Here is a 22,047-nt window from a genome sequence, read left to right as displayed (position 1 = left end):
TGTATTGGTTTCTGTCTGCTAGTATTTCCTAGAGCTGGACGGAATAAACACGTCTTCTGTGATAAATAAAAAACTCCTGAATCAAAATGATTCAGGAGTGAGACTTCTCTTATGCAGATGTTTTAGTATCTTTGTTGACGACTGTGCCATCCTTTAACACAAGACGCGGCGGCTCACCGTCAGCAACCGTTGCACCAGTGATGACACATTTTTCAATATCATCACGAGATGGAAGGTCAAACATGACATCAAGCATGATGCCTTCAATGATTGAGCGAAGACCACGAGCCCCTGTTTTACGCTCAATTGCCTTTTTCGCAATTTCGCTAAGAGCATCTTCTTCAAATTCAAGCTCTACATCGTCAAGCTCAAGCATTTTTGTATATTGCTTAACAAGCGCATTTTTAGGCTTCGTCAAGATTTCTACAAGTGCTTTTTCATCTAACGGCTCTAGGCTTGCAATAACCGGCAGGCGGCCGATGAATTCTGGAATTAAACCGAAGCGAAGCAAGTCTTCTGGCAGTACTTTTGATAGAAGGACTTCTTTTTCAAGATCTTCGACTTTATTTTCCGCACCGAATCCAATTACTTTTTGACCTAAGCGGCGTTTGATGATTTGCTCAATCCCGTCAAAGGCTCCTCCACAAATGAAGAGGATGTTCGTCGTATCAATTTGAATGAATTCTTGATGCGGATGCTTACGTCCACCTTGAGGCGGTACACTAGCGACTGTTCCTTCAAGAATTTTCAAAAGGGCTTGCTGGACACCTTCCCCAGATACATCGCGAGTGATAGAAGGGTTTTCTGATTTTCTTGCTACTTTATCGATCTCATCGATGTAGATAATGCCTTTTTCCGCTTTTTCTACATCATAATCCGCTGCCTGAATCAGCTTTAGTAAAATATTCTCTACGTCTTCACCAACATAACCTGCTTCAGTTAATGATGTTGCATCTGCGATCGCAAATGGAACATTTAAAATACGAGCAAGTGTTTGAGCAAGTAATGTTTTACCGCTTCCTGTTGGTCCAATCATAGAAATATTACTTTTCGAAAGCTCAACATCATCAATCTTGCTGTTGGAATTGATCCGTTTGTAGTGGTTATACACCGCTACAGCTAAGGATTTCTTCGCATTGTCTTGTCCGATGACATATTCATCAAGAATCTCCCGAATTTCATGAGGCTTCGGAACATCCTTGAATTCAACTTCTTCCTCTGTGCCGAGCTCTTCTTCAACTATTTCCGTGCAAAGCTCGATACATTCATCACATATATATACGCCAGGTCCTGCGACCAGTTTACGCACTTGATCTTGCGTTTTTCCGCAAAACGAGCATTTTAATTGACCTTTTTCCTCGTTGAATTTAAACATTCTTTCACCCCTTATTCTTCTTCACTTGCCTGTAGCTAACAGTCAGCTACCTTTCTGGGTCCAGTATGTATGCATTTTACCATACTTTCCTAAAAGACGGTAACGATGTGTTTCTAACACTGCACATTGAGATATGTATGACAGAAAGATGCGACTTACACTATCGTTTCCAAAAGAAGCGATGATAAGTCAAAAATTGTACAAAACAAGGCACGAGTCACTCGCGCCCTGTTTTATTATTATGCACCATATTAACGGTTTTCTACAAGAAAATCAATTGCTTTACGAACTTTTAGATCTTCTTTCATTGCTTCAGTAGATCCGATCGCTTGTTTGATATTTTCAAGTGGCATGTTGTATGCTTCAGCCATTTTTGAAAGTTCTTCTTCCACTTCTTCGTCAGACACTTGTAAGTTTTCTGCAGCAGCAATTGCTTCAAGTGTTAGGTTAGATTTTACGCGTTTAGCAGCATCTTCTTTCATTTGCTCTTTCAGCGCATCTTCATCTTGTCCAGAGAATTGGAAGTAAAGCTCAAGGTTCATTCCTTGCATTTGAAGACGTTGTTCGAATTCTTTCATCATGCGGTCTAGCTCAGTGTCAACCATCGCTTGTGGGATGTCAACTTCCGCATTTTCAGAAGCTTTCGCAACTAGCTCTTCACGAAGTTTTCCTTCTGCTTCGTTTTCTTTTGCTTCTTCAAGACGTTTCTTCGTTTTTTCAGTTAACTCAGCAAGCGTTTCTACTTCTTCATCAACATCTTTAGCGAACTCATCGTCAAGTGCTGGAAGTTCTTTTGCTTTGATTTCATGAATTTTCACTTTGAATACAGCTGGTTTACCTGCAAGGTCTTCAGCATGGTATTCTTCTGGGAATGTAACTTCTACGTCTTTTTCAGCGCCAGCTTCAAGACCAACTAATTGCTCTTCGAAACCAGGGATGAATGAACCAGAACCTACTTCAAGAGAGTAGTTCTCAGCTTTTCCGCCTTCGAATGCTTCTCCATCAACGAATCCTTCGAAATCAAGAACAACTGTATCGCCGTTTTCGATTGCGCCTTCTTCTTTGACAACAAGCTCAGCTTGACGGTTTTGCATGCCTTTTAGCTCTTCTTGTACATCTTCATCAGTGACAGCTGTGTCGTCTTTTTCTACGTTAAGACCTTTGTAGTCACCAAGTTTTACTTCAGGCTTCACTGTTACTTTTGCAGTGAAGATTAAGTTTTCGCCTTTTTCGATTTTCTCAACATCGATTTCAGGGCGGTCAACTGGCTCGATACCAGCTTCGTCGATTGCTTTTGGATATTCAACCGGAAGAAGAATATCTAATGCATCTTGATAAAGAGATTCTACACCAAAACGCTGCTCGAAAAGACCACGTGGTACTTTCCCTTTACGGAATCCAGGGATCGATACTTGCTTAACCACTTTCTTAAATGCATCATCAAGTGCTTTGTTAAATGTTTCAGCGTCAACTTCTACAGTTAGAACGCCTTCGTTACCTTCTTGTTTTTCCCATTTTACTGACATGTGTGTTTCCCTCCAAAAATCTATTCAGATTGTGCGTTGCTCCATTCTAAAGCATCATAAAGACTTCGTCCAATCAAAAACCACGCACTCCGCTAAGAAGCTTGCATTATGTATACAACATTTGACTTGATTATAGATATCGTCTTTCAACCGTTGGAATCTGACAACTGCACTATATATGCACAAATACAACCATTATATTATAACATAACAAGTCCGTCTTTCAACTAAATCGACAAATTACAAATAAGAAATTTCTTCAATATCTTTCAGCATTGTGCAAGCTTCTCTCAGCTCTCGTTCGTTAAATTCATACAATAGATGCAATTCTTCGAGTTCAATCTCAATCCCATGCATTTCATAGCCGACTTTATGAAGTGCCGCTGCCCAAAGACTCGGATCTGTGTATTTAGGAAGAAATGGATACAGTACAAATAAGTGCCGGCGCCATAACTCTTCCACGCCTTGGTAAAGGGTCGGATTCTCATTGCCAAGCGTGTCATCAAGCATACGAAGGACTTGCTGAAGAAGCGGCATCTGCTCTGGCTTTACTGCCTCAGAAGGAATAAGTGTTAATGAATCACCGAATTTTGTCACATGAACCGGCTTTGCCACATCATGATCTGCCAGAAGCTGCAGGATCATTGATTTGACCAAAGGGTTCCCATCAGGGTTTTGTAAGATGGTATTTAATAGACCCATGTGCGGTGTAATATTCCGGTCTTTCAATGAATGGATGAACTGGACCTGTTCTTCCGGCCGCTTCAGCATATCATCTATGTTGACCTCACTTCCGGCGTCCTCATCTTCATCTAAAATCTCTTCAGGTGATTCAATCATTTTTCTGCTAAATTCGAGCAGCTTGTAAAAATGCTCCGCACTTTCTGCCGGAAGGTGGTTTTCCTCAAGCACGGCCTCAATCGTCTGTTTGACTTCTTCATATTCTTTCAGCTGAATGAGGATCGTCATATACACTTGGAGCACAGTGAAATAGTGGCCATATCCTTCATGCAGCATTTTTTCACAAACACGCTTTGCATCCTGCAGCTCACCCAGCTCCAGAAAACAAATGGCCATTCCGAGGTGAATATCGGATTCTTCATCGTCATCGTACGATTTAGCTTCTGAAAACAAGTGAAGCGCCTCTTGATACTGTTTATCTTTCAATGCTGCCATTCCTTTTTCAATCAGTCTTTCTTTCAGACCAGGAAACAAAATGACATTATCTTTCTTCTTGTCATGCTTCATGCTTACGTTCCTTTCGGGCGCATATTTTTTATCAGTTTACCAACGAAGATTAGTAAACACAAGTAACGAGAGGTTTTCATGCAAAAAAGAAGCCGTCACACCTCGGGCGGACAGCTTCTCGTTGCTTAAGCGCGCAGCCAGCTGCTGCGCTTTTCTTCAAATGCTTGAATGTCATCTTCTAGAAGTAATGTTAATGAAATCTCATCATAACCATTTAGGAGCATTTCTCTCCAGTGAGGGTCGACTTGAAAAGGGGTGATATTCCCTTCGTGATCTTCTATCTGCTGTTTTTCAAGATCAATCGTCATCTCATACCCTTTGTTCTCATATGACGCAGCGAAGGTTTTCCACACATCATAATCAAGGCGAATCGGAAGCATCCCATTTTTAAAGCAGTTTTGATGAAATATATCTGCGAATGATGGTGCGATGACAATTTTAAAGCCATAATCATCAAGCGCCCAAGGAGCATGTTCCCTAGATGATCCGCAGCCAAAGTTCTCCCCTGCGATCAAAATGGATGCTCCTTCATAGATTGGCTGATTCAGTTCGAAATCTGGATTTGGGCTGCCATCGGCTAAATAACGCCAGTCGAAAAAGGCAAAGCGGCCATATCCTGTTCGTTCGATTCTTTTTAAAAATTGCTTCGGAATAATTTGATCTGTATCTACATTGATTCGGTTAAGCACAGCGGCTTTTCCTTTATGAGTGACTAAAGGCTCCATCTATGACAACTCCTTACACGACTGTTTTCTCTTGATTAAACTTCCTGACATCGACAAATCGGCCATGTATCGCAGCCATTGCAGCCATTGCCGGGCTGACAAGATGCGTTCTCGCACCCTTCCCTTGACGCCCTTCAAAGTTACGGTTTGATGTGGACGCGCAGCGTTCGCCCTCCGGTACCACATCGTTATTCATACTAAGGCACATACTGCAGCCTGATTCTCTCCATTCAAATCCTGCTTCAAGGAAGATTTCATGAAGACCTTCTTTTTCTGCTTGCAATTTGACACTTTGAGAGCCAGGCACCACAATCGCTCTGACATGATCTGCTACTTTTTGTCCTTCAATCATAGAAGCGGCTTGGCGTAAATCAGTCATTCTTGAGTTCGTACATGAGCCGATAAAGACATGCTCAATCGTAATATCTTCTATACGCTGATGCGGATGGACACCCATGTATTCGTAAGCACGAATCGCTTCTTTTTGATCATCTTCTTGTGCAAAGTCCTCAGGTCCTGGGATCGATGCATCCACAGGGAGTACCATTCCTGGGTTAATTCCCCACGTAACCATTGGTGAAATCTGATTTCCATCTAATACAATGGTTTTATCGTAGGTTGCACCTGGATCTGTTTTAAGTTCTTCCCATTCTTTAATAGCTGCTTCGAAGTCTTCGCCCTGCGGTGCATATTTGCGGCCGCGGCAATATTCGAAGGTGACTTCATCAGGTGCAATCAATCCTGCTCTTGCGCCTGCTTCAATTGACATATTACAAACGGTCATCCGCTCATCCATCGTCATGTTTCTGAATACTTCCCCAGTGTATTCAATCACATAACCTGAGCCGAACTTCACGCCGTGTGCACCAATGACGGCTAAAATGACATCTTTGGCGGTTACCCCTTTTTGAAGCTTTCCGTCTACTCTAATTTCTAGCGTTTTCGGACGTTGCTGCCAAAGTGTTTGTGTAGAAAGTACATGTTCAACCTCACTTGTACCGATCCCAAAGGCAAGTGCGCCAAACGCGCCGTGAGTTGATGTATGACTATCTCCACAAACGATTGTTTTCCCCGGAAGTGTCAATCCAAGCTCAGGTCCAACGACATGGACGATTCCTTGGTCGACACTGTGAAGGTCAGCAAGACGAACGCCAAATTCCGCACAGTTGCGCTCTAAAGCACTCACTTGCTTTTTAGCAATCTCATCTTTGATCACAAATCGATTCACAGTTGGGATGTTGTGATCCATCGTCGCAAACGTGTTTTGAGGTCTTCTCACCTTGCGCCCTTTTTGTCTTAATCCTTCAAATGCTTGAGGTGATGTCACTTCATGCACCAAGTGCAGATCAATATATAAAAGGTCTGGTTTCCCCTCGCCGCTTTTGACTACATGCTGATCCCATATTTTTTCGATGATTGTTCGAGGCATAACCCTTTTCCTCCCTCTATCTAATTCCACAAGATTCTATTTATACAATGGTTTGCACGCGCTGCTTGAGTGCGTCTACAACTGCATTAGTGATTTCTTTAGTCGTTTGATATGTTCCCTCTTTTGCTGCTAAATCTTTTGTTCGTTTGCCAGAGGCAAGAACAGTTTCCACAGCTTCTTCTATTGCAGCCGCTTCGTCTTCTAATGCAAAGGAAGTTCTAAGCAAGCTTGCTGCTGATAAAATGGTTGCCAGAGGGTTTGCAACGTTTTGCCCCGCAATATCGGGTGCTGAACCATGAATTGGCTCATATAAATGAAGGCCTGTGCTTGATAAACTAGCAGATGGCAGCATGCCGAGTGATCCAGTAATCATAGAAGCTTCGTCACTTAAAATATCACCGAACATATTCTCCGTCACAATGACATCAAATTGAGCGGGCTTGTAAATCAGCTGCATGGCAGCATTGTCGACGAGCATATGCTCAAATTCAACTTCTGGATATTGAGCAGCAACTTCTTCTACTGCATCCCGCCATAGTTTACTAGAAGCAAGAACATTCGCTTTATCCACAGACGTCACTTTTTTCCGTCTTGTTAAGGCCATGTCGAACGCTTCTTTTAATACGCGGACAATTTCTTCCTTTGTATAAAGGAGCGTGTCAACGGCAGCTTCTTTTCCTTCATCATCCGTATAGCGTTCGCTTGGTTCACCAAAATAGAGACCACCTGTTAATTCACGAACGATGACGAAATCAACTCCGTTAATGTGATCCTGTTTTAACGGAGATGCCTCGCTTAAGCTATCGAACACCTTTACAGGGCGAATGTTGGCAAATAAGTCCAGCTGTTTACGAATGGCGAGCAGGCCTTTTTCTGGACGGAGCTCTGGCGGGTTTTGATCCCACTTTGGTCCGCCGACTGCTCCTAATAAAATCGCATCAGCGTTTTTGCATACATCTACTGTTTCCTTTGGAAGCGGGTTGTTTTTTTCATCTATTGCGATACCGCCAATAAGCGCAGTTTCAAATTCGAATTCGTGCCTAAATTGAGCCGCCGTCTCTTGAAGGATAGCGACTGCAGATGTCACGACTTCCGGTCCGATTCCATCGCCGGGCAAAAGTGCAATTTTCTTTTTCATGAGAACCTTCCTCCTTTCCTATGAGATCGCGTGATGTTTCTCAATTTCAATCAGATTTGATTTGAAGATTAAATGCCTGTTTACTGCATTGACGTAAGCTTTCGCCGATGCTTCAAGCACATCTTGCGCTACACCGCGTCCTGCTGTTTCTTTTCCTTCTATTGAAACAGTGACATATACTTCTGCTAGTGCATCTCTGCCTTTTCCATTTGATTGAATGCGGTAGTCCAGCAAATGAATTCTTTCTTCCATACAGCGCTCAAGCGTGTTGTACACAGCCTCTACACTGCCTGCACCTGTAGCTGCTTCTTGAATGACTTCCTGTGTTTCTTGATTTTTCAGAGAAACTGTTGCTGTTGGCATTTGTTCTGTTCCATAGTGTACTTGAAGACTTTCAAATTCGTAGCCGATTTTTCGGTCTGCTACTTTTTCTTCTAATATAATAGAGATCAAGTCATCATCTGTAATTTCTTTCTTCTTCTCTGTCAAGTTCTTGAAAGTCTCAAAGAATTTATTGATTTCGTCTTCCGTTAGTTTAAAGCCTAGTGTTTTCATGCGGTCTTTAAACGCGTGTCTTCCGGAGTGTTTTCCAAGGACAAGCACATCTGTTGTCACGCCGACAAGCTCTGGAGAAATAATTTCATAGGTTGTTTTTTCTTTGAGGAAACCATCTTGGTGAATACCTGATTCATGTGCAAATGCGTTGTTTCCAACGACTGCTTTATTACGCGGCACAATCATTCCTGAGTATTTGCTCACTACATCACTTGTACGCTTAATTTCATTCAATTGAATCGTTGATTCCACCTGGTAAAAATCTTTTCGAATATGAAGAGCTACTGCAATTTCTTCTAACGCGGCATTTCCAGCGCGCTCGCCAATTCCGTTGACAGCCGTTTCAATTTGATCTGCTCCATTTTCAATGGCAGCAAGTGAGTTTGCCACAGCCATTCCTAGATCATCGTGACAGTGAGCGGACAAGTTGACGCGGTCGATATTCGGAACGTGTTCCTTCATATATTTAAAAATATTACCGTACTCTTTTGGCGCTAGGTATCCAACTGTATCTGGCAAGTTAATGACACTCGCCCCAGCGTCAATGACCTTTTCTACAATTTCTGCCAAGAAAGCAAGATCTGTACGGCACGCATCTTCTGCTGACCATTGGACAACTGGAAAACGTTCTTTCGCATATTTCACCATTGCGACTGCCTGTTCTACGACTTCTTCACGTGTTTTCTTTAGTTTATGCTTCAGGTGAATGTCAGAAGTGGCAATAAAGACATGAAGCCTTGGCTCCACTCCATCTTTTAATGCTTCCCATGCAGCATCAATGTCACCTTTCACACATCGTGCAAGACCAGCAACAGAACAGTTTTTAATCGTTCTTGCAATTTCTTGTACGCCTAAGAAATCCCCTCGGGATGAAGCGGGAAAACCCGCTTCGATGATATTAACCCCAAGGCGCTCAAGCTGCTTTGCAATGATTAGCTTTTCTTGTGCATTTAAGTTCACTCCTGGTGATTGCTCTCCATCTCGAAGTGTTGTGTCAAAAAAATTAATTTTCCGCACCGACGCTCACCGCTTCCTTTTTCTTTCCTTGTTTAACGAAAGGCATCATTTCACGAAGCTTTCTACCAACGATTTCAATTTGGTGCTCATTTTCATTTGCATTGATCGCATTGAAACGTGGACGATTCACTTGGTTTTCAACAATCCATTCTTTTGCAAATGTACCGTTTTGGATATCAGTCAAAACAGCTTTCATTGATTCTTTTACTTTTGCATCCACAACACGTGGTCCTGATACGAAGTCACCCCATTGTGCTGTATCAGAGATTGAATATCTCATGCCTTCTAATCCTTCTTCATACATAAGGTCAACGATCAATTTTAGTTCATGCAGACACTCGAAGTATGCGAGCTCTGGCTGATAACCAGCTTCTGTTAACGTTTCGAATCCTGCTTTTACTAGTGAAGTAAGACCTCCACAAAGAACTGCCTGCTCACCAAAAAGATCCGTTTCTGTTTCTTCTTTAAATGTTGTTTCAAGAACGCCCGCTCTTGCTCCGCCGATCGCTTTCGCATAAGCAAGTGCTTTGTCTTTTGCTTGGCCAGATACGTCTTGATAGATAGCAAATAGGGCAGGTACACCAGCGCCTTGCTCATATGTTCTTCTCACAAGATGTCCTGGACCTTTTGGAGCTACAAGATACACGTCTACGTCACTTGGAGGAACAATTTGATGAAAGTGAACGTTGAATCCGTGTGCGAATACAAGTGAGTTGCCAGCTTCTAATTGATCTTTGATTTCTTCATCATATACTTTCTTTTGCTGCTCATCTGGAAGTAGTACCATCACGACGTCTGCTTGTGCTGCTGCTTCTTTTACTGTGAATACTTGATGGCCGTCTTCTTGTGCTTTTGTATAAGATCCACCTTTTCTTACGCCGACGATCACATCTACGCCGCTTTCTTTTAAGTTCAATGCATGTGCATGACCTTGTGAACCGTAACCAATGATTGCTACCTTTTGACCATTTAATACGTTTTCTTGAATATCACCGTTATAATATACTTTTACCATTTGACTCTCTCCTTTTGTTTAGACAATTGAAATTGTTTTATTTGTTTGCAGCTTTTGCTGATTATCTCTCGCAAAGGCCGTAGTGCCAGTTCTGGCGACTTCTTTAATGCCGTATGGCTTAAGTAATTCAATGAGTGCTTCAATTTTTGAAGACTCACCTGTCACCTGAATGACGACACTCTCTCTGCTCACATCTACAATAGAAGCTCTAAACGGTTCAATGACCCCCGTGATCTCCATTCTAGATGCTGGTGCAGATACGACTTTTATCAAAGCCAGCTCTCGCTGAACGATTGATTGGTTTGTAATGTCTGTTACCTTCAGAACATCGATTTGTTTGTTCAGCTGTTTTGTCAGCTGCTCGATGTCTTTCTCCTGGTCTACATGGACGACGAACGTGATGCGTGATACATCTTGAATCTCAGAATGGCCGACCGTAATGCTTTCAATGTTGTAGTGTCTTTTAGTAAAGAGGCCTGTGATTCTGTTCAGTACGCCTGATCGATTTAATACAGTCAACACAATAATTCTTTTCAAGGTTTCACCCCCACCATCTCATGAAGTCCTTTCCCCGGTGCTACCATCGGGAATACTTTTTCATCTCTCGCTACATTGACATCGATGAAAACAGGCTCTCTAGAGGTTAAGGCTTCTTCAAGCTTTTCTTTCGCCTCTTCGTCTGATGAGATTCTGATTCCTTTAATGCCATAAGCTTCAGATAATTTGACGAAGTCTGGCTGCTCTGAAAATTTAGAATGTGAGTAGCGTTCTTCGTAGAAAATTTCTTGCCATTGTCTTACCATTCCAAGGCTGTGATTATTGAGTACAATCACTTTGACTGGAAGGTTCAGCTCACGGATAACGGCAAGTTCTTGCAGGGTCATTTGGAAACCTCCGTCTCCTAAAATTGCCACAACAGTTGCCTCTTGATCAGCCAGCTGAGCGCCGATGGCTGCTGGTAATCCAAAGCCCATTGTGCCAAGACCTCCAGATGTGACCCACTTATCTGCATTTTCAAATGGATAGAACTGTGCCGCCCACATTTGATGCTGTCCGACATCAGTTGCGACAATGGCTTCACCTTTTGTGAATTGATGAATGTATTCAATCAGCTTTTGAGGCTTAAAGCCTTCTGCTTCGTTTTCAACGTACCAGAGTGGATATTCTTCCTTCCACTGATCTAATTGATTTTTCCATTCGTCTGATTCCCCTTGCTTCCCGTCCTGCTTGATCAGCTCTTTAAGAACGAGCTTACTGTCTCCAACAACCGGGATATGGGTATGAATGTTCTTGCCGATTTCCGCTGGGTCGATGTCAATATGAGCCACCTTCGCATGTTTCGCAAAATGATTAAGGTTGCCTGTTACCCTGTCATCAAATCTTGCTCCGATTGAAATGAGCAGGTCACATTGATGAAGAGCCATGTTCGCTGCATATGTGCCATGCATACCGGCCATCCCTAGGAAAAGAGGATGCTTTGCCGGGAATCCGCCAAGTCCAAGCAGTGTATGAGCGACTGGGATTTGCTGCTGCTCTACATACTGTCTTAATTCTTCAGATGCTTTGCCATGAAGTACGCCGGCTCCTGCTAGAATGACTGGTTTTTTCGCTCTGCTGACAGCTTCTACCAATTTGCGAATTTGCAAATAGTTCGGCTCTACTTTTGGCTGATAACCAGGTAAATCAATTGGCTGATCATATTCAAACGTTCCTTCAATGCCTGCGACATCTTTTGGAATATCAATCAAAACTGGACCAGGTCTGCCTGTTGTTGCGATATGGAATGCCTCTTTAATGACACCCGGTAATTCCTCTGGATTTCTTACTTGGTAGCTGTGCTTTGTAATTGGCATTGTGATGCCGAGTACATCAGCTTCTTGGAAAGCATCCGATCCAATGACTGACGTTGCCACCTGCCCTGTGAATACAACAAGGGGAAGTGAATCAATCATTGCATCTGCAATCCCTGTCACAAGGTTTGTCGCTCCCGGCCCTGATGTTGCAATGACAACACCTGGTTTACCAGATACTCTTGCGTATCCTTCTGCTGCGTGAATCGCTCCCTGCTCATGTCTTGGCAGGACATGAAATAAACCAGAATCGTAAATTTTATCGTAGATTGGTAAAACTGCTCCGCCTGGATAGCCGAAAATGACTTCTACTTTTTCTCTTTTGAGTGCTTCAATTAACATGAGTGCACCGTTCATCGTTTGTGGCGCTTTTGATTTTTCCGTCTCCATTTGTACATTTGTCCCCATTTGATTTCCTCCTCTTTGTCTTGCTTCAGTCAAGTCCTTTCACCCTTTTCTATTCAAGATAGAGATATGAGACCATATAAAAAAGCCTTCTCACCCCACAATGACACTACTTTTCACTAGGTCAAAGGGGCGAAAAAGCTTTGTTTTTTCGCGGTACCACCCTTGTTCACGGCATATCCTGCTGCCGTCTCATGGACATCTTTCGTCCATTTTGGTAACGAGTGAGCAATGTCACTCGGTCTGCCCTACTATCATTTCAAGCAGACACTCAGAGGTGAGTTCACTTTAGAAAGTAACACCGGTTTCCAGCTAGCACCGGCTCTCTGTAGATACTGACTCTAAAGCTACTAGTCCTCTTCAACGTTTATCGATATCTATTTAACTTGCATGAATGTTTTCATCTGTAAAAACGACTTTTTCTCCTTCTTCAACTACTCGCTTGCGGAATTGTTCAAGAAGTTTGTTTGTGTGGAACCCAGGTTTTCCTTCACCGATTGTACGGCCGTCAACTTTTACAACGGCGATGACTTCGGCTGCGGTTCCTGTTAGAAATACTTCTTCAGCTGTATACACATCATGTCTTGTGAATGGTTCTTCTTTCACTTCGTAGCCTAAGTCTTCTGCAATCTCCATGATGGCATTTCTTGTAATGCCTTCAAGTGCGCCGATATAACCTGGCGGTGTATAAAGCTTGCCTTTTTTATAAATAAACACGTTGTCTGCAGAACCTTCCGCCACGTACCCTTGATCGTTGAGCATCAGCGCTTCACTCACACCGGCCATATGGGCTTCGATTCGGACAAGAATGTTATTCAAATAGTTTAATGATTTCACTTTTGGGCTAAGGACATCTGGACGATTTCGTCTTGTTGGAACCGTCACAATATCAATACCCGTTTCATATAGGTGCTTTGGAAAAATGGCCAGCGGCTCTACAATGATCACTGTATTGGCTCTCCCGCAGTTGTTAGGATCTAATCCAAGATCACCTGCTCCTCTTGAGACGACAAGGCGGATATAGGCGTCCTTTAAGCCGTTCCTTTCAACTGTATGAATCATTTTTTCCGTGAGTTCCTCAAGTGAATATGGAATGTTCAGCATAATGGATCTAGCGGAATCATACAGGCGGTCTAAATGTTCTTTCATTCGAAAGATATTTCCGTTATACACGCGAATCCCTTCGAAAACACCGTCGCCATATAAGAAGCCATGATCGTAAACTGAAATTTTCGCATCCTCTTTTTTCACGAGTTCATCGTTTAAAAAGATCCACTGTTCCTTTTGGTCTTCCATTTTCAGTGAGCACCCTCTCTTTCAAACAAAAAGTAGTTGAATTTTCAGACACTTTATATTGAAGTGTCTCTCGCTTGCACTGCGTGTTTGTTTAGCTTTTGTTGAACCCATCTTACGCCGCTTTCCATACAGTGTCAACAGCATTTTTAAAATTATTAGACAATTTAGACTAATCAAAATTAAATGTATACGCTTACACCTTTGCTAGACAAGGAATGAAAAAACTTAAAATTTTTTGTATTTTTTCTTCAATTTATTTACTTTACATGAACGGTTTTCTTTTGAGAAAACTTTTGTGATATTTTTTCACAACATTTTTGATGAATATTGTGAGATTTCATTGACTTTGTTTTTTCTTTTGGCATGCCTTTCTAAAGCGTTTTCCTATGAATTTATGATAGAATGAGAGCATCTAATAGAAGGAGGGCAATACATGGCTAACATCAGAGGTTATATCGGTACGTATACTAAGGGAGACAGTAAAGGCGTTTATACGTTTACATTAAATACGGACAAGCAGCAGATTGAGCAAGTAGAAGTCGCTGCTGAACTTGAAAATCCTACATATTTAACCGTGTCAGAGGATCAAAAGTTTGTTTATGCTGTTGTGAAAAAAGGATCACAGGGCGGCCTTGCTGCGTATCAAATTGATTCAACAACAGGCAGACTTCACTTCATCAACCAAGAGCTTGCCGATGGAGCTTCTCCTTGCCACGTCAGCGTGGACAGTCAAACGAAAACAGCGTATACAGCGAATTATCATAAAGGGACAGCAGAGATGTATGAAATCGATGCTGAAAATGGCTCAGTGATCCGCACGCTCTCACAGGCGCAGCATGAAGGAACTGGCCCTAACGAAGATCGTCAGGAAAAACCGCACACTCACTTTATGGGTCTCACGCCAGATGAACAATTTGCAGTGGCTGTTGACCTTGGAACAGATGGAATTTATACGTATAAGAAAGAAGACGGCAAACTTGAGCTTGCTCATACATTTGAAACAAAGCCAGGCAGCGGACCTCGTCATATCACATTCCACCCAACGAAACCTGTGGCATATGTAATGACAGAACTAAGCTCCGAGGTCATTGTGCTTCGTTACTTTGAAGATGGTCATTTTGAAGAGATCCAAACAATCGCGACCATTCCAAGCGATTTTACAGAGAACAATCAAGGCAGTGCCATTCATGTCTCTTCAGACGGACAATTTGTTTATGCAGGAAATCGCGGTCATGACAGCATTGCGATTTTTAAAACAGACGCTGACGGTCAATTAAGTCTTGTCGAGATTGCTTCTTCTGAAGGTAACTGGCCTAGAGATTTTGTGCTTGATCCAACAGAAGAATTCCTCGTCGGTTCAAACCAAGAATCTAGCAATCTCGTGTTATACAAACGCGACAAAGAAACAGGACGACTTACTGTCTTACAATCAGACATTACCGTCCCTCATCCAGTTTGCGTGAAATTTTTAGGGTAAAGAAAAAAGCCTCCAATAACGGAGGCTTTTCTTTATACAGACGGCATACCGCCATCCTCAAGCTTTTGATCAATCAAAGACGTATCGGTTTTTTCGCCGAACCATTTTGACAGCCTTTCTTTTGCTTTCCCTTTCACATCATCATCAATGTACATTGCTACTTGAAGCAAAGCAAATGTAATGGCTCCTAAATCATCTGTATAGCCGACACCAACCAATGTATCCGGAATGAGATCAAGTGGAAGGATAAAGTAGCCGAGTGCTCCAATAATCAAGGTCTTTGCTTTGACCGGCACTTCGGGTTTTTGCAATGTATAGTAAAGTAATAGCACAGCATAGACAAGAGAGACACCAGCTTTTTGGGCCGTCTTTTTTAGCTTTTCCCAAAAGGCATGATCATTAAAATGCTTCTTCGAACGCTTTAATAGTTCTTTTTTCTCAGAACGATTCATCATATCGCCTCCATCTACAGCATAGCCCTTTTCCCTCAGTTATACAAGATATCCGCTGATTCGACAAACAAAAAGCAGCAGAAAGCTGCTGCATTCTACTGCTCTTTGTAAAACTTTTCAATTGCCTTATCGATGTACACCCATCCTTTATAAGACACATGAATCGTATCTTTAAAGAAATATGGATCGTACTCATGCTTAGTCAAATCTGCGACTTCATACCCATTATCTCGAATTTGACGATTGATTTTTTCATAATAACCTGTACGGCCTTCTTTCGGAAAACCGGTGTAATCATACCACTTTCCGTTGACAGGAATCGTCACAAACAAAGGCTTCGCCCCTGCCTGTTTTAAAATATCCAGCATGATTTGAAAATCTTTGTATTCTGGTGATTCCGCATAAGAATGACCTTCACGGGAATCCTTCATCTTTTTCATGATCGGTTTCAGCTTGTGGTCAAACAGTTTTTGGTTAATATAAAACGGGTTGTTCCCTGCTCTTTTCGCACCAAAAATGCTCGCTTCTTTTTCAAGCTCAGCCCATGTTTTTCCTTTGACTGAAGGAGACGGTTGAAGCTTGCGCTCATGCCCCGATCCAATCGTATAGTACATGTCTTTCTTTTGAAGCATGCCATAATACATTTTCGCAATAGGAGAAATCGCGCCATAAGCGAACTTGTTCCCAGATAGCTCTGCTTTAAAAAGCTCTGTAATCACCATGTCGTTTTTGACTGCTTTAAACTTCATGATTCTTTTAATCAGTTCTTTTTTCACAGTTGGATCAATTTCTTTATTATAGGCGAGATTAAGCGCTTGAAGCGCTGAATAGTTCGGTGCAAAGTGATTCTCATCAGATCCCCATTTCACAAACCACTGCGGGGACACGATAAATACAAGCTTCTTCCCTTTTAATTCATCCATATGCGCTGCGAAGTTCATCGCATGAATTAATGATTGCGATCCACCTTTTCCAATAAGATAAGGTGTAAACCCTTGAGGATTCTCATGAAAGAAATTCGAAGGGTGATATGGATCAAAACGTGATAGTTCAGAAGATCCATAGATCGGCAAATAAGTTGGATCTTTTAGCATTTCATCTTGTAAGTAGAGCCCTTGGAACATCCCTGGATCTAATTCTGTGGCTGACTTTTGTAATTTGTCTTTTGGGATCAGGTGTGAGAGCCATGCATTTGGTACAAGAAGAACACCAATGAATAGAACAGCCGCTAAAATAAGCGGCCCAAAAAAACGCTTTTTCATTACTTCATCTCTGCCAGCTGCTCAGCAATATGATTCGGCGTATCCCACACATCACGATCGAATTCTGTAATCGGAACAGTGATTCCGAGTTGACTTTCAATTGCCATAAGCAGTTCTACTGTACCAAATGAATCTAGAAGACCTTCTTCAAAAATCGCAATCTCTGGATTTTCTTTCACAACGTCATCCTGACAAACCTCTGCAATAATACCGTATACTTGATTTTTAAATTCCATAATTTTCTACTCCCTTAATCATTAATGATGAAATGGTTTTCCTGAAAAAATATAAAATCCGAAACAAATCACATGGAATGTAATAATGATCGACACAACCATTGTGACCTTATTATCCGGCCACCACTTGTGCTTTTTATTCCATTTCTCAAATAAATTGTAACCGGACATGACAACTGCATGATATAGTCCGTAAATAATATATTGAAGGGCAAGACCATGCCAAGCACCCATCAATAGAAAGAGGACAAAGTACCCAATATTTGATACAGCCATTCGGTTCTTGATCCACTTCTTTTTGGTCATAAAGAACACAAATCTCATAAACACGTAGTCTCTGAACCAGAAGGACAGGGACATGTGCCAGCGATTCCAGAAGTCTTTAATGTTTCGGCTGATAAACGGTTTATTAAAGTTCTCTGGTGATTTAATCCCCATCATATAACTCACACCTACAGCAAACGCTGTATATCCAGCAAAGTCAAAGAACAAATACATGCTGTAAGCATACATATATGTTAACTGCTGAACAAAGTGACTGCTGCTAATGTGATGAATATTCATCAGAATATATGTGTGAATCAGATAACCAATAATGAACTTATATAAGAAGCCAATGAAAATTTTATGAATACCGGCATATAGAAGATCACTGTATGCTTCCTTTTCAGGCGGTGTATCCATATCCTTTTCAAATCGGCGGTAACGATCAATCGGACCTGATGAAATCGTCGGGAAAAAGACAATGAAATAGACCAAACGGTGAATCGGAATTTTCTTCTTAATCAAGCCGTCTCTTGTCTCGATAATTAACTGAACACCTTTAAATGTTAAGTACGAGATCCCCAAAAAGCTCAGCCAGTTCATTGGCGGCGGCTGGTGCGGCTGATGAGTTAAAAAGAACGGTAAAATCTTTGACAGCACAAGCGGTAAAATAGATGCCACCACTGCTGTATAGAAAACGGATGCCTGATTCGCCTTTAACCGGTATGCAAGGTACAGGCGGATGATGATGACTTGCCACACCGTGAACAAGAAGAGCAGCAGCGCGCCATGGGCATCCTTTGAGAAAATAAGCGCCAGCGCCACAACCGTTGCAAACATGTTGTAGCCCTGCATTCTTTTGCCGCGAAGACCAAGGATGATCGTCGGCAAAAGAAGAATACCAATTAGAATGAAGAAAAAGAATGAACTAAACGGAATCATAGAAGAACCTCTTTCGCGATTCTCTTACGGTCAACCTTCCCGTTTGGCGTCATGTACAGCTGCTCAAGATACACAAACTTTCTTGGAATCATGTACGCTGGCAGTGAATCCGCCATTTCTTTCTTAATCGCACTTGTCAGCTGATACTCTTTTTCAAATGAATGAGCTGCTGGAACAATCGCTGCAATCAAGTACTCGACATGACCGTTTGGCTGGAATGGCACAATCACACAAGCATTGACATAGGTTGTCTCGCTTACATGATATTCAATTTCTTCAAGCTCCATCCGGTATCCATGAAGCTTAATTTGATAGTCGAGACGACCATGGCACGTAATTAATCCATCCTGCGCCACACCTGCGTCACCTGTACGGTAAGCAGGACGTCCTTCGTATTCAAAGAACACTTTATCTGTCAAGGCTTGTTCACCTAAGTAGCCATTGCTGACGCTTGGCCCCACGATGACAATTTCCCCTTTTTCACCATCAGGAAGACTCTTGCCTTCTTCATCTAAAATGACGATGTCTGTATCAGGTTTGGCATAGCCGACTGGTAAAGAATCGTGCTGATCAAGAATCGCCTGCGTGACTTCAATTGATGTGATCGCAACAGTTGCTTCAGTCGGACCATACGTATTAAAGACCTGCGCCTTTGGAAAACGCTCCAGAAGTGCACTTGCTACAGCTACAGGAAGCGCCTCACCGCAGAACAAGAAAACTTTCAGCTCAGGTAAAAGCTCCCCTGTAAAGGAAGGATCCATTAAGCACATTTGCACAAAAGAAGGTGTTGATGTCCACACTTCAACGTCAGATTGACCAAGTGCTGCAAACATATCCTTTGGCTTATTCACAAGATTTTTCACTAAACAGTAAAGCGTGCCGCCTGATTGAAGCGCTGGATAGAGATCCATCACTGATAAGTCAAAAGAAAATGGTGCTTGATTTAAGAAAGTACGTCCCTCACCAATTGGGAAGTCGCGGCACATCCACTCTGTAAAGCTTTCTAAATTATTGGCTGTTACCTGAACGCCTTTCGGTTTTCCGGTACTGCCAGACGTATAAATGATGTAAAAAACATCATCTTGTTGAACCCACTGCGTGGATGGCGGTGCTTCTTTTTCAAGTGCTAAAAGCGATGCCGCACTCTTCACTTCAATGTGCTCTTCTACATCTAATACATTCTGCTCATTTGCACAAATCAATAGACTGGCTTTTGAGCTTTCAATAATTGAGACGATGCGCTCGACAGGTATTGAGATATCGACCGGAATATACGGTCTGCCTGATTTCACACTGCCTAAGAAAGAAATCAGCATCTCTGGCTCCATATGACCGTATACAATGACAGGTTCACTGCCAGCTGCGACTGCATCAATCGCACCAGCCATTTGGTCTGATAGACGCCAAAGCTCATCATATGTGATCGAAGCATGTTGAGAAACAAATGCTGGCTGTGTTGGTTTCGTTTGTTGGTATTCATGAATCGTGTGTAATAGTTTCATAGTTTAATCTCCAATTAAAAATCGTTGTAAATGAATGATCCCGTATTTGCTGTGTGGAATCCGTAAATAAAGAACAATAATAGCAAAATAAGTAAGTAAAAGCTTGTATATCCTATCCATTTTACAGACTTATTTTCTGATAGCTTTTTGAATAGCATATTGATAACCTCTTTTCTTTTGACACTTATAGAGACGCATGACTCATTCAAAGAGTTTCATATCAAAGCATAAAATTTTTAAGAAAATGCTAAAAAAATGTCGAACCTTAGAACGTCTCTTTTGCGCAAAGCTGTCTTATTGTAACAAAGATTTAATACATTTGAAATGAAATCCGAGCTTAAATTTGCCTTAAAATTGCTGAAAGCTGTCGAACTAACGCAAAAGCCACCTAGTTGGACTAGATGGCATTGATTTCATTTACTTCGAGAATTTTGTGCGAATTTATTTGTCTAGGGAATATCTTTCAATGGCTTCTTCTGGAGACGTTTCTTTATCAAACACAAGATAACGACTATAAACTTCTTTTAAATGTACGGATTCATCTATATTATCTACTAATTCAAAGATATCTAAAATTGCAACTACTTTGGTAGTAGTCATTCCACCCTCTGAATTTTCATAAGTTTCTTCTGGGAAGTTTTCCTGTATGATACTTTCAATCTCATCTGGTTTTTTTGTTTTTATTAAAAAAATTCTCTCTTCAAATATTTTTTCAGGGCTTAATCGTGGCGAAGTTGTTGATTCAAATAAAACTTTTACAGAATAAATATCGTACATAAATGATCACCTTTCATTTCATTTTTTCTTAAATCTGTTGTCTGTTAACAGTTTTTTAGCTTTTTTAGCATTCTTTTTCCCTTTTTTTGCGTCTTTGTTGATTTGTTCTATCGTTTTATTTAAGTATTCACTTGGAAACTCTTTTCTGATTGACCCTTTTCTATTCTTAGAGATGAATTGGTCTGCTGTCATTTTATGATGTTTGACAACTTGAGCCTCCCAAGAGTTTGAAGAAAATATCATACCACCTACAATGACAGCACCAGTTGCTAATACTGCAGCTTGTCCTAACCCTGGAATAAAAAAGAAAGGAAGTGGGATGGCGAATTTAGTTTCTGCAAGTTGATCAGGATTTAATTCTCCTTCAGATGATACAAAATCATTTGTGTTAATTACAACAGTTTCATTTTCTGTTGCCTTTGCTGGTGCTTGTAAAACAAAGGTAAATACGGATAGAGCTAATAGTGTGGAAATTATTTTTTTCATCATGTTAAATACTCCTTATAGTTCATTAGAAATTTAGTTGAATATAAATATTATATTATATTAATTAGATTTTCAATGATTTTAAGGTAAATTTAAGAAAATTTGTTTTATATTAACTCCTATGTAAATATTTCCTTAATTATATCTTGATAAGAACCCCTGGTTTCATGGGTTTCTCATCAATCCACTATAAGAAAATCCGTCACAAGACAAGCAGGTTCCCCGTTTTCATCTATCCCCCAAAAGCTTGGGTACATCCCGTCACCAAAGCCTGTTGTAAACATGGCAATGTCTACTTTGTCATGAAAACGGGTGACGAGCTAGTCCCATGTATGCTTGTAGTTTTGCTCAAGGGCTCGCAAATTCCTCATAAAGATAAAAATCATTGTCCTCTTTATATCTTCATCCTCATAAGCTTGAAGATATAGTGCTGCCTCCGCAACCATAAAGCAGCCCATACCCCTATTTACACCGTAGCCAAAGATCTCGTCTTCTTTCAATTGATTGAGTTCCTGCCCTGCTCTTGTGGCAATCTCCCATTCTATTGCTTGCTCGTTTGTAAACTTGATCAATGCATAGACGACGCGTTCGTCACCGCTTTCTAATCTCTTAACTACAAGTAGAATAGGATATTTCCCTTGAGCAACCTTCGTCGTAAATAATTGGTCCCCTTCTGAAACGAAAGGATCACATGCAACGATATGATCGCTCGTGATCTCGTATGGCCTAACCGTTTAGCAAATAATTAATCACCTTCAGGGCTGCTTTTGTTCTCTCCATTTCCAAAATTAAGTTTGTTGGATCGATGTTGTACAAGGGATCATTCCTTTCATTGTTTTTATGGGGCGTTTGGGATTATGTATTTTTCTTTGCTTTGTCTTTTATTTCTGTTTTAGTTCTAGTCTCCCTTTTTATCTGTCAATAAAAAATCTGTAACAAGACAAGCTTCATCTCTATTCTCATCTATATACTTACAATACATTTGCAACCCTAAATGATTTGGATCTTCTTTTTTCACCTTCATTCAAAAGAAAATCACTCAATTTGATTTTGTAAATGCTCGAATTTCT

At 41.3% G+C, this 22,047-nt stretch carries 20 protein-coding genes, 1 pseudogene and 1 other annotated feature; of the genes and pseudogenes, 1 reads left to right on the top strand and 20 read right to left on the bottom strand.

Translation table 11 applies throughout. The features are described 5' to 3' along the window. Positions 1-109: 109 nt before the first annotated feature. From clpX to ilvE, 11 genes are all read right to left on the bottom strand, one after another. Positions 110-1,375, bottom strand: coding sequence for an ATP-dependent protease ATP-binding subunit ClpX (clpX, locus tag AWT60_RS08300; RefSeq protein ID WP_024423180.1), 1,266 nt, complete (start codon positions 1,373-1,375; stop codon positions 110-112). A gap of 251 nt (positions 1,376-1,626) precedes the next feature. After that, positions 1,627-2,901 (bottom strand): trigger factor, encoded by a 1,275-nt coding sequence (gene tig / locus AWT60_RS08295; protein ID WP_202738764.1) that lies wholly within the window; start codon positions 2,899-2,901, stop codon positions 1,627-1,629. Between the two features lie 240 nt (positions 2,902-3,141). Beyond that, positions 3,142-4,149: a DNA damage checkpoint antagonist DdcA gene (gene ddcA, locus AWT60_RS08290; RefSeq protein ID WP_041107110.1), complete on the bottom strand. Its 1,008-nt coding sequence runs from the start codon at positions 4,147-4,149 to the stop codon at positions 3,142-3,144. Positions 4,150-4,274: 125 nt separating this feature from the next. Continuing rightward, entirely contained in the window at positions 4,275-4,874 is a 600-nt protein-coding gene (gene leuD / locus AWT60_RS08285; RefSeq protein WP_218677118.1) for a 3-isopropylmalate dehydratase small subunit, read from the bottom strand. Positions 4,875-4,887: 13 nt separating this feature from the next. After that, positions 4,888-6,303: a 3-isopropylmalate dehydratase large subunit gene (leuC, locus tag AWT60_RS08280; RefSeq protein WP_076840341.1), complete on the bottom strand. Its 1,416-nt coding sequence runs from the start codon at positions 6,301-6,303 to the stop codon at positions 4,888-4,890. A 40-nt stretch (positions 6,304-6,343) separates the two neighbouring features. Further along, complete coding sequence (gene leuB / locus AWT60_RS08275; RefSeq protein WP_218677117.1) at positions 6,344-7,441, bottom strand: 3-isopropylmalate dehydrogenase; 1,098 nt, start codon at positions 7,439-7,441, stop codon at positions 6,344-6,346. A gap of 18 nt (positions 7,442-7,459) precedes the next feature. Further along, complete coding sequence (locus AWT60_RS08270) at positions 7,460-9,013, bottom strand: 2-isopropylmalate synthase (RefSeq protein WP_024423186.1); 1,554 nt, start codon at positions 9,011-9,013, stop codon at positions 7,460-7,462. Then, positions 9,000-10,028: a ketol-acid reductoisomerase gene (gene ilvC, locus AWT60_RS08265; RefSeq protein ID WP_024423187.1), complete on the bottom strand. Its 1,029-nt coding sequence runs from the start codon at positions 10,026-10,028 to the stop codon at positions 9,000-9,002. The genes AWT60_RS08270 and ilvC overlap by 14 nt, the downstream gene beginning before the upstream one ends. Positions 10,029-10,046: 18 nt before the next feature. Beyond that, positions 10,047-10,565, bottom strand: a complete 519-nt coding sequence (gene ilvN / locus AWT60_RS08260) for an acetolactate synthase small subunit (RefSeq protein WP_041107116.1) — start codon at positions 10,563-10,565, stop codon at positions 10,047-10,049. After that, positions 10,562-12,286 (bottom strand): acetolactate synthase large subunit, encoded by a 1,725-nt coding sequence (ilvB, locus tag AWT60_RS08255; protein ID WP_041107118.1) that lies wholly within the window; start codon positions 12,284-12,286, stop codon positions 10,562-10,564. The genes ilvN and ilvB overlap by 4 nt, the downstream gene beginning before the upstream one ends. 122 nt (positions 12,287-12,408) lie before the next feature. Then, positions 12,409-12,656, bottom strand: a binding site (T-box leader). A gap of 8 nt (positions 12,657-12,664) precedes the next feature. Continuing rightward, positions 12,665-13,579, bottom strand: a complete 915-nt coding sequence (ilvE, locus tag AWT60_RS08250) for a branched-chain-amino-acid transaminase (protein ID WP_039180440.1) — start codon at positions 13,577-13,579, stop codon at positions 12,665-12,667. A gap of 433 nt (positions 13,580-14,012) precedes the next feature. Between ilvE and AWT60_RS08245 the strand changes: the two genes are divergently transcribed. Then, entirely contained in the window at positions 14,013-15,056 is a 1,044-nt protein-coding gene (locus AWT60_RS08245) for a lactonase family protein (RefSeq protein WP_034621158.1), read from the top strand. Positions 15,057-15,088: 32 nt separating this feature from the next. On the opposite strand, the gene AWT60_RS08240 is transcribed toward AWT60_RS08245, so the two are convergent. The 9 genes and pseudogenes from AWT60_RS08240 to AWT60_RS18750 all read right to left on the bottom strand — a co-directional run bounded on the left by AWT60_RS08240 (position 15,089) and on the right by AWT60_RS18750 (position 21,693). Then, positions 15,089-15,508, bottom strand: a complete 420-nt coding sequence (locus tag AWT60_RS08240; RefSeq protein WP_087975693.1) for a YkvA family protein — start codon at positions 15,506-15,508, stop codon at positions 15,089-15,091. A 95-nt stretch (positions 15,509-15,603) separates the two neighbouring features. Continuing rightward, positions 15,604-16,770 carry a D-alanyl-lipoteichoic acid biosynthesis protein DltD gene (dltD, locus tag AWT60_RS08235; protein WP_218677116.1) on the bottom strand — a complete coding sequence of 389 codons (1,167 nt, stop codon included), beginning with the start codon at positions 16,768-16,770 and terminating at the stop codon, positions 15,604-15,606. Beyond that, positions 16,770-17,006 (bottom strand): D-alanine--poly(phosphoribitol) ligase subunit 2, encoded by a 237-nt coding sequence (gene dltC / locus AWT60_RS08230; RefSeq protein WP_024423191.1) that lies wholly within the window; start codon positions 17,004-17,006, stop codon positions 16,770-16,772. The genes dltD and dltC overlap by 1 nt, the downstream gene beginning before the upstream one ends. Positions 17,007-17,027: 21 nt before the next feature. Continuing rightward, the gene (dltB, locus tag AWT60_RS08225) at positions 17,028-18,212 is read right to left on the bottom strand and encodes a D-alanyl-lipoteichoic acid biosynthesis protein DltB (protein ID WP_218677115.1); all 1,185 of its coding nucleotides are present in this window, start codon (positions 18,210-18,212) and stop codon (positions 17,028-17,030) included. Continuing rightward, positions 18,209-19,714, bottom strand: coding sequence for a D-alanine--poly(phosphoribitol) ligase subunit DltA (dltA, locus tag AWT60_RS08220; RefSeq protein WP_218677114.1), 1,506 nt, complete (start codon positions 19,712-19,714; stop codon positions 18,209-18,211). The genes dltB and dltA overlap by 4 nt, the downstream gene beginning before the upstream one ends. 14 nt (positions 19,715-19,728) lie before the next feature. Then, the gene (locus tag AWT60_RS08215) at positions 19,729-19,878 is read right to left on the bottom strand and encodes a teichoic acid D-Ala incorporation-associated protein DltX (RefSeq protein WP_024427820.1); all 150 of its coding nucleotides are present in this window, start codon (positions 19,876-19,878) and stop codon (positions 19,729-19,731) included. A 277-nt stretch (positions 19,879-20,155) separates the two neighbouring features. Beyond that, positions 20,156-20,491, bottom strand: coding sequence for a DUF4288 domain-containing protein (locus AWT60_RS08210; protein WP_081124638.1), 336 nt, complete (start codon positions 20,489-20,491; stop codon positions 20,156-20,158). Positions 20,492-20,509: 18 nt separating this feature from the next. Further along, positions 20,510-20,980, bottom strand: coding sequence for a hypothetical protein (locus AWT60_RS08205; RefSeq protein WP_144496279.1), 471 nt, complete (start codon positions 20,978-20,980; stop codon positions 20,510-20,512). A gap of 176 nt (positions 20,981-21,156) precedes the next feature. Next, positions 21,157-21,693 (bottom strand): annotated as a pseudogene (locus AWT60_RS18750) (DUF4241 domain-containing protein). Positions 21,694-22,047: the final 354 nt, after the last annotated feature.

It is taken from the genome of Bacillus sp. F2HM (assembly GCF_019266135.1).
Taxonomy (GTDB): Bacteria; Bacillota; Bacilli; order Bacillales; family Bacillaceae; genus Bacillus; species Bacillus safensis.
This window is presented reverse-complemented; position numbering and strand designations above follow the sequence as displayed.

Excerpts from the sequence above, each read along its gene's own strand:
- clpX (WP_024423180.1), bottom strand. The coding sequence starts at position 1,375 with ATGTTTAAATTCAACGAGGAAAAAGGTCAATTAAAATGCTCGTTTTGC.
- tig (WP_202738764.1), bottom strand. The coding sequence starts at position 2,901 with ATGTCAGTAAAATGGGAAAAACAAGAAGGTAACGAAGGCGTTCTAACT.
- ddcA (WP_041107110.1), bottom strand. The coding sequence starts at position 4,149 with ATGAAGCATGACAAGAAGAAAGATAATGTCATTTTGTTTCCTGGTCTG.
- leuD (WP_218677118.1), bottom strand. The coding sequence starts at position 4,874 with ATGGAGCCTTTAGTCACTCATAAAGGAAAAGCCGCTGTGCTTAACCGA.
- leuC (WP_076840341.1), bottom strand. The coding sequence starts at position 6,303 with ATGCCTCGAACAATCATCGAAAAAATATGGGATCAGCATGTAGTCAAA.
- leuB (WP_218677117.1), bottom strand. The coding sequence starts at position 7,441 with ATGAAAAAGAAAATTGCACTTTTGCCCGGCGATGGAATCGGACCGGAA.
- ilvC (WP_024423187.1), bottom strand. The coding sequence starts at position 10,028 with ATGGTAAAAGTATATTATAACGGTGATATTCAAGAAAACGTATTAAAT.
- ilvB (WP_041107118.1), bottom strand. The coding sequence starts at position 12,286 with ATGGGGACAAATGTACAAATGGAGACGGAAAAATCAAAAGCGCCACAA.
- ilvE (WP_039180440.1), bottom strand. The coding sequence starts at position 13,579 with ATGGAAGACCAAAAGGAACAGTGGATCTTTTTAAACGATGAACTCGTG.
- AWT60_RS08245 (WP_034621158.1), top strand. The coding sequence starts at position 14,013 with ATGGCTAACATCAGAGGTTATATCGGTACGTATACTAAGGGAGACAGT.
- AWT60_RS08240 (WP_087975693.1), bottom strand. The coding sequence starts at position 15,508 with ATGAATCGTTCTGAGAAAAAAGAACTATTAAAGCGTTCGAAGAAGCAT.
- dltD (WP_218677116.1), bottom strand. The coding sequence starts at position 16,770 with ATGAAAAAGCGTTTTTTTGGGCCGCTTATTTTAGCGGCTGTTCTATTC.
- dltC (WP_024423191.1), bottom strand. The coding sequence starts at position 17,006 with ATGGAATTTAAAAATCAAGTATACGGTATTATTGCAGAGGTTTGTCAG.
- dltB (WP_218677115.1), bottom strand. The coding sequence starts at position 18,212 with ATGATTCCGTTTAGTTCATTCTTTTTCTTCATTCTAATTGGTATTCTT.
- dltA (WP_218677114.1), bottom strand. The coding sequence starts at position 19,714 with ATGAAACTATTACACACGATTCATGAATACCAACAAACGAAACCAACA.
- AWT60_RS08210 (WP_081124638.1), bottom strand. The coding sequence starts at position 20,491 with ATGTACGATATTTATTCTGTAAAAGTTTTATTTGAATCAACAACTTCG.
- AWT60_RS08205 (WP_144496279.1), bottom strand. The coding sequence starts at position 20,980 with ATGATGAAAAAAATAATTTCCACACTATTAGCTCTATCCGTATTTACC.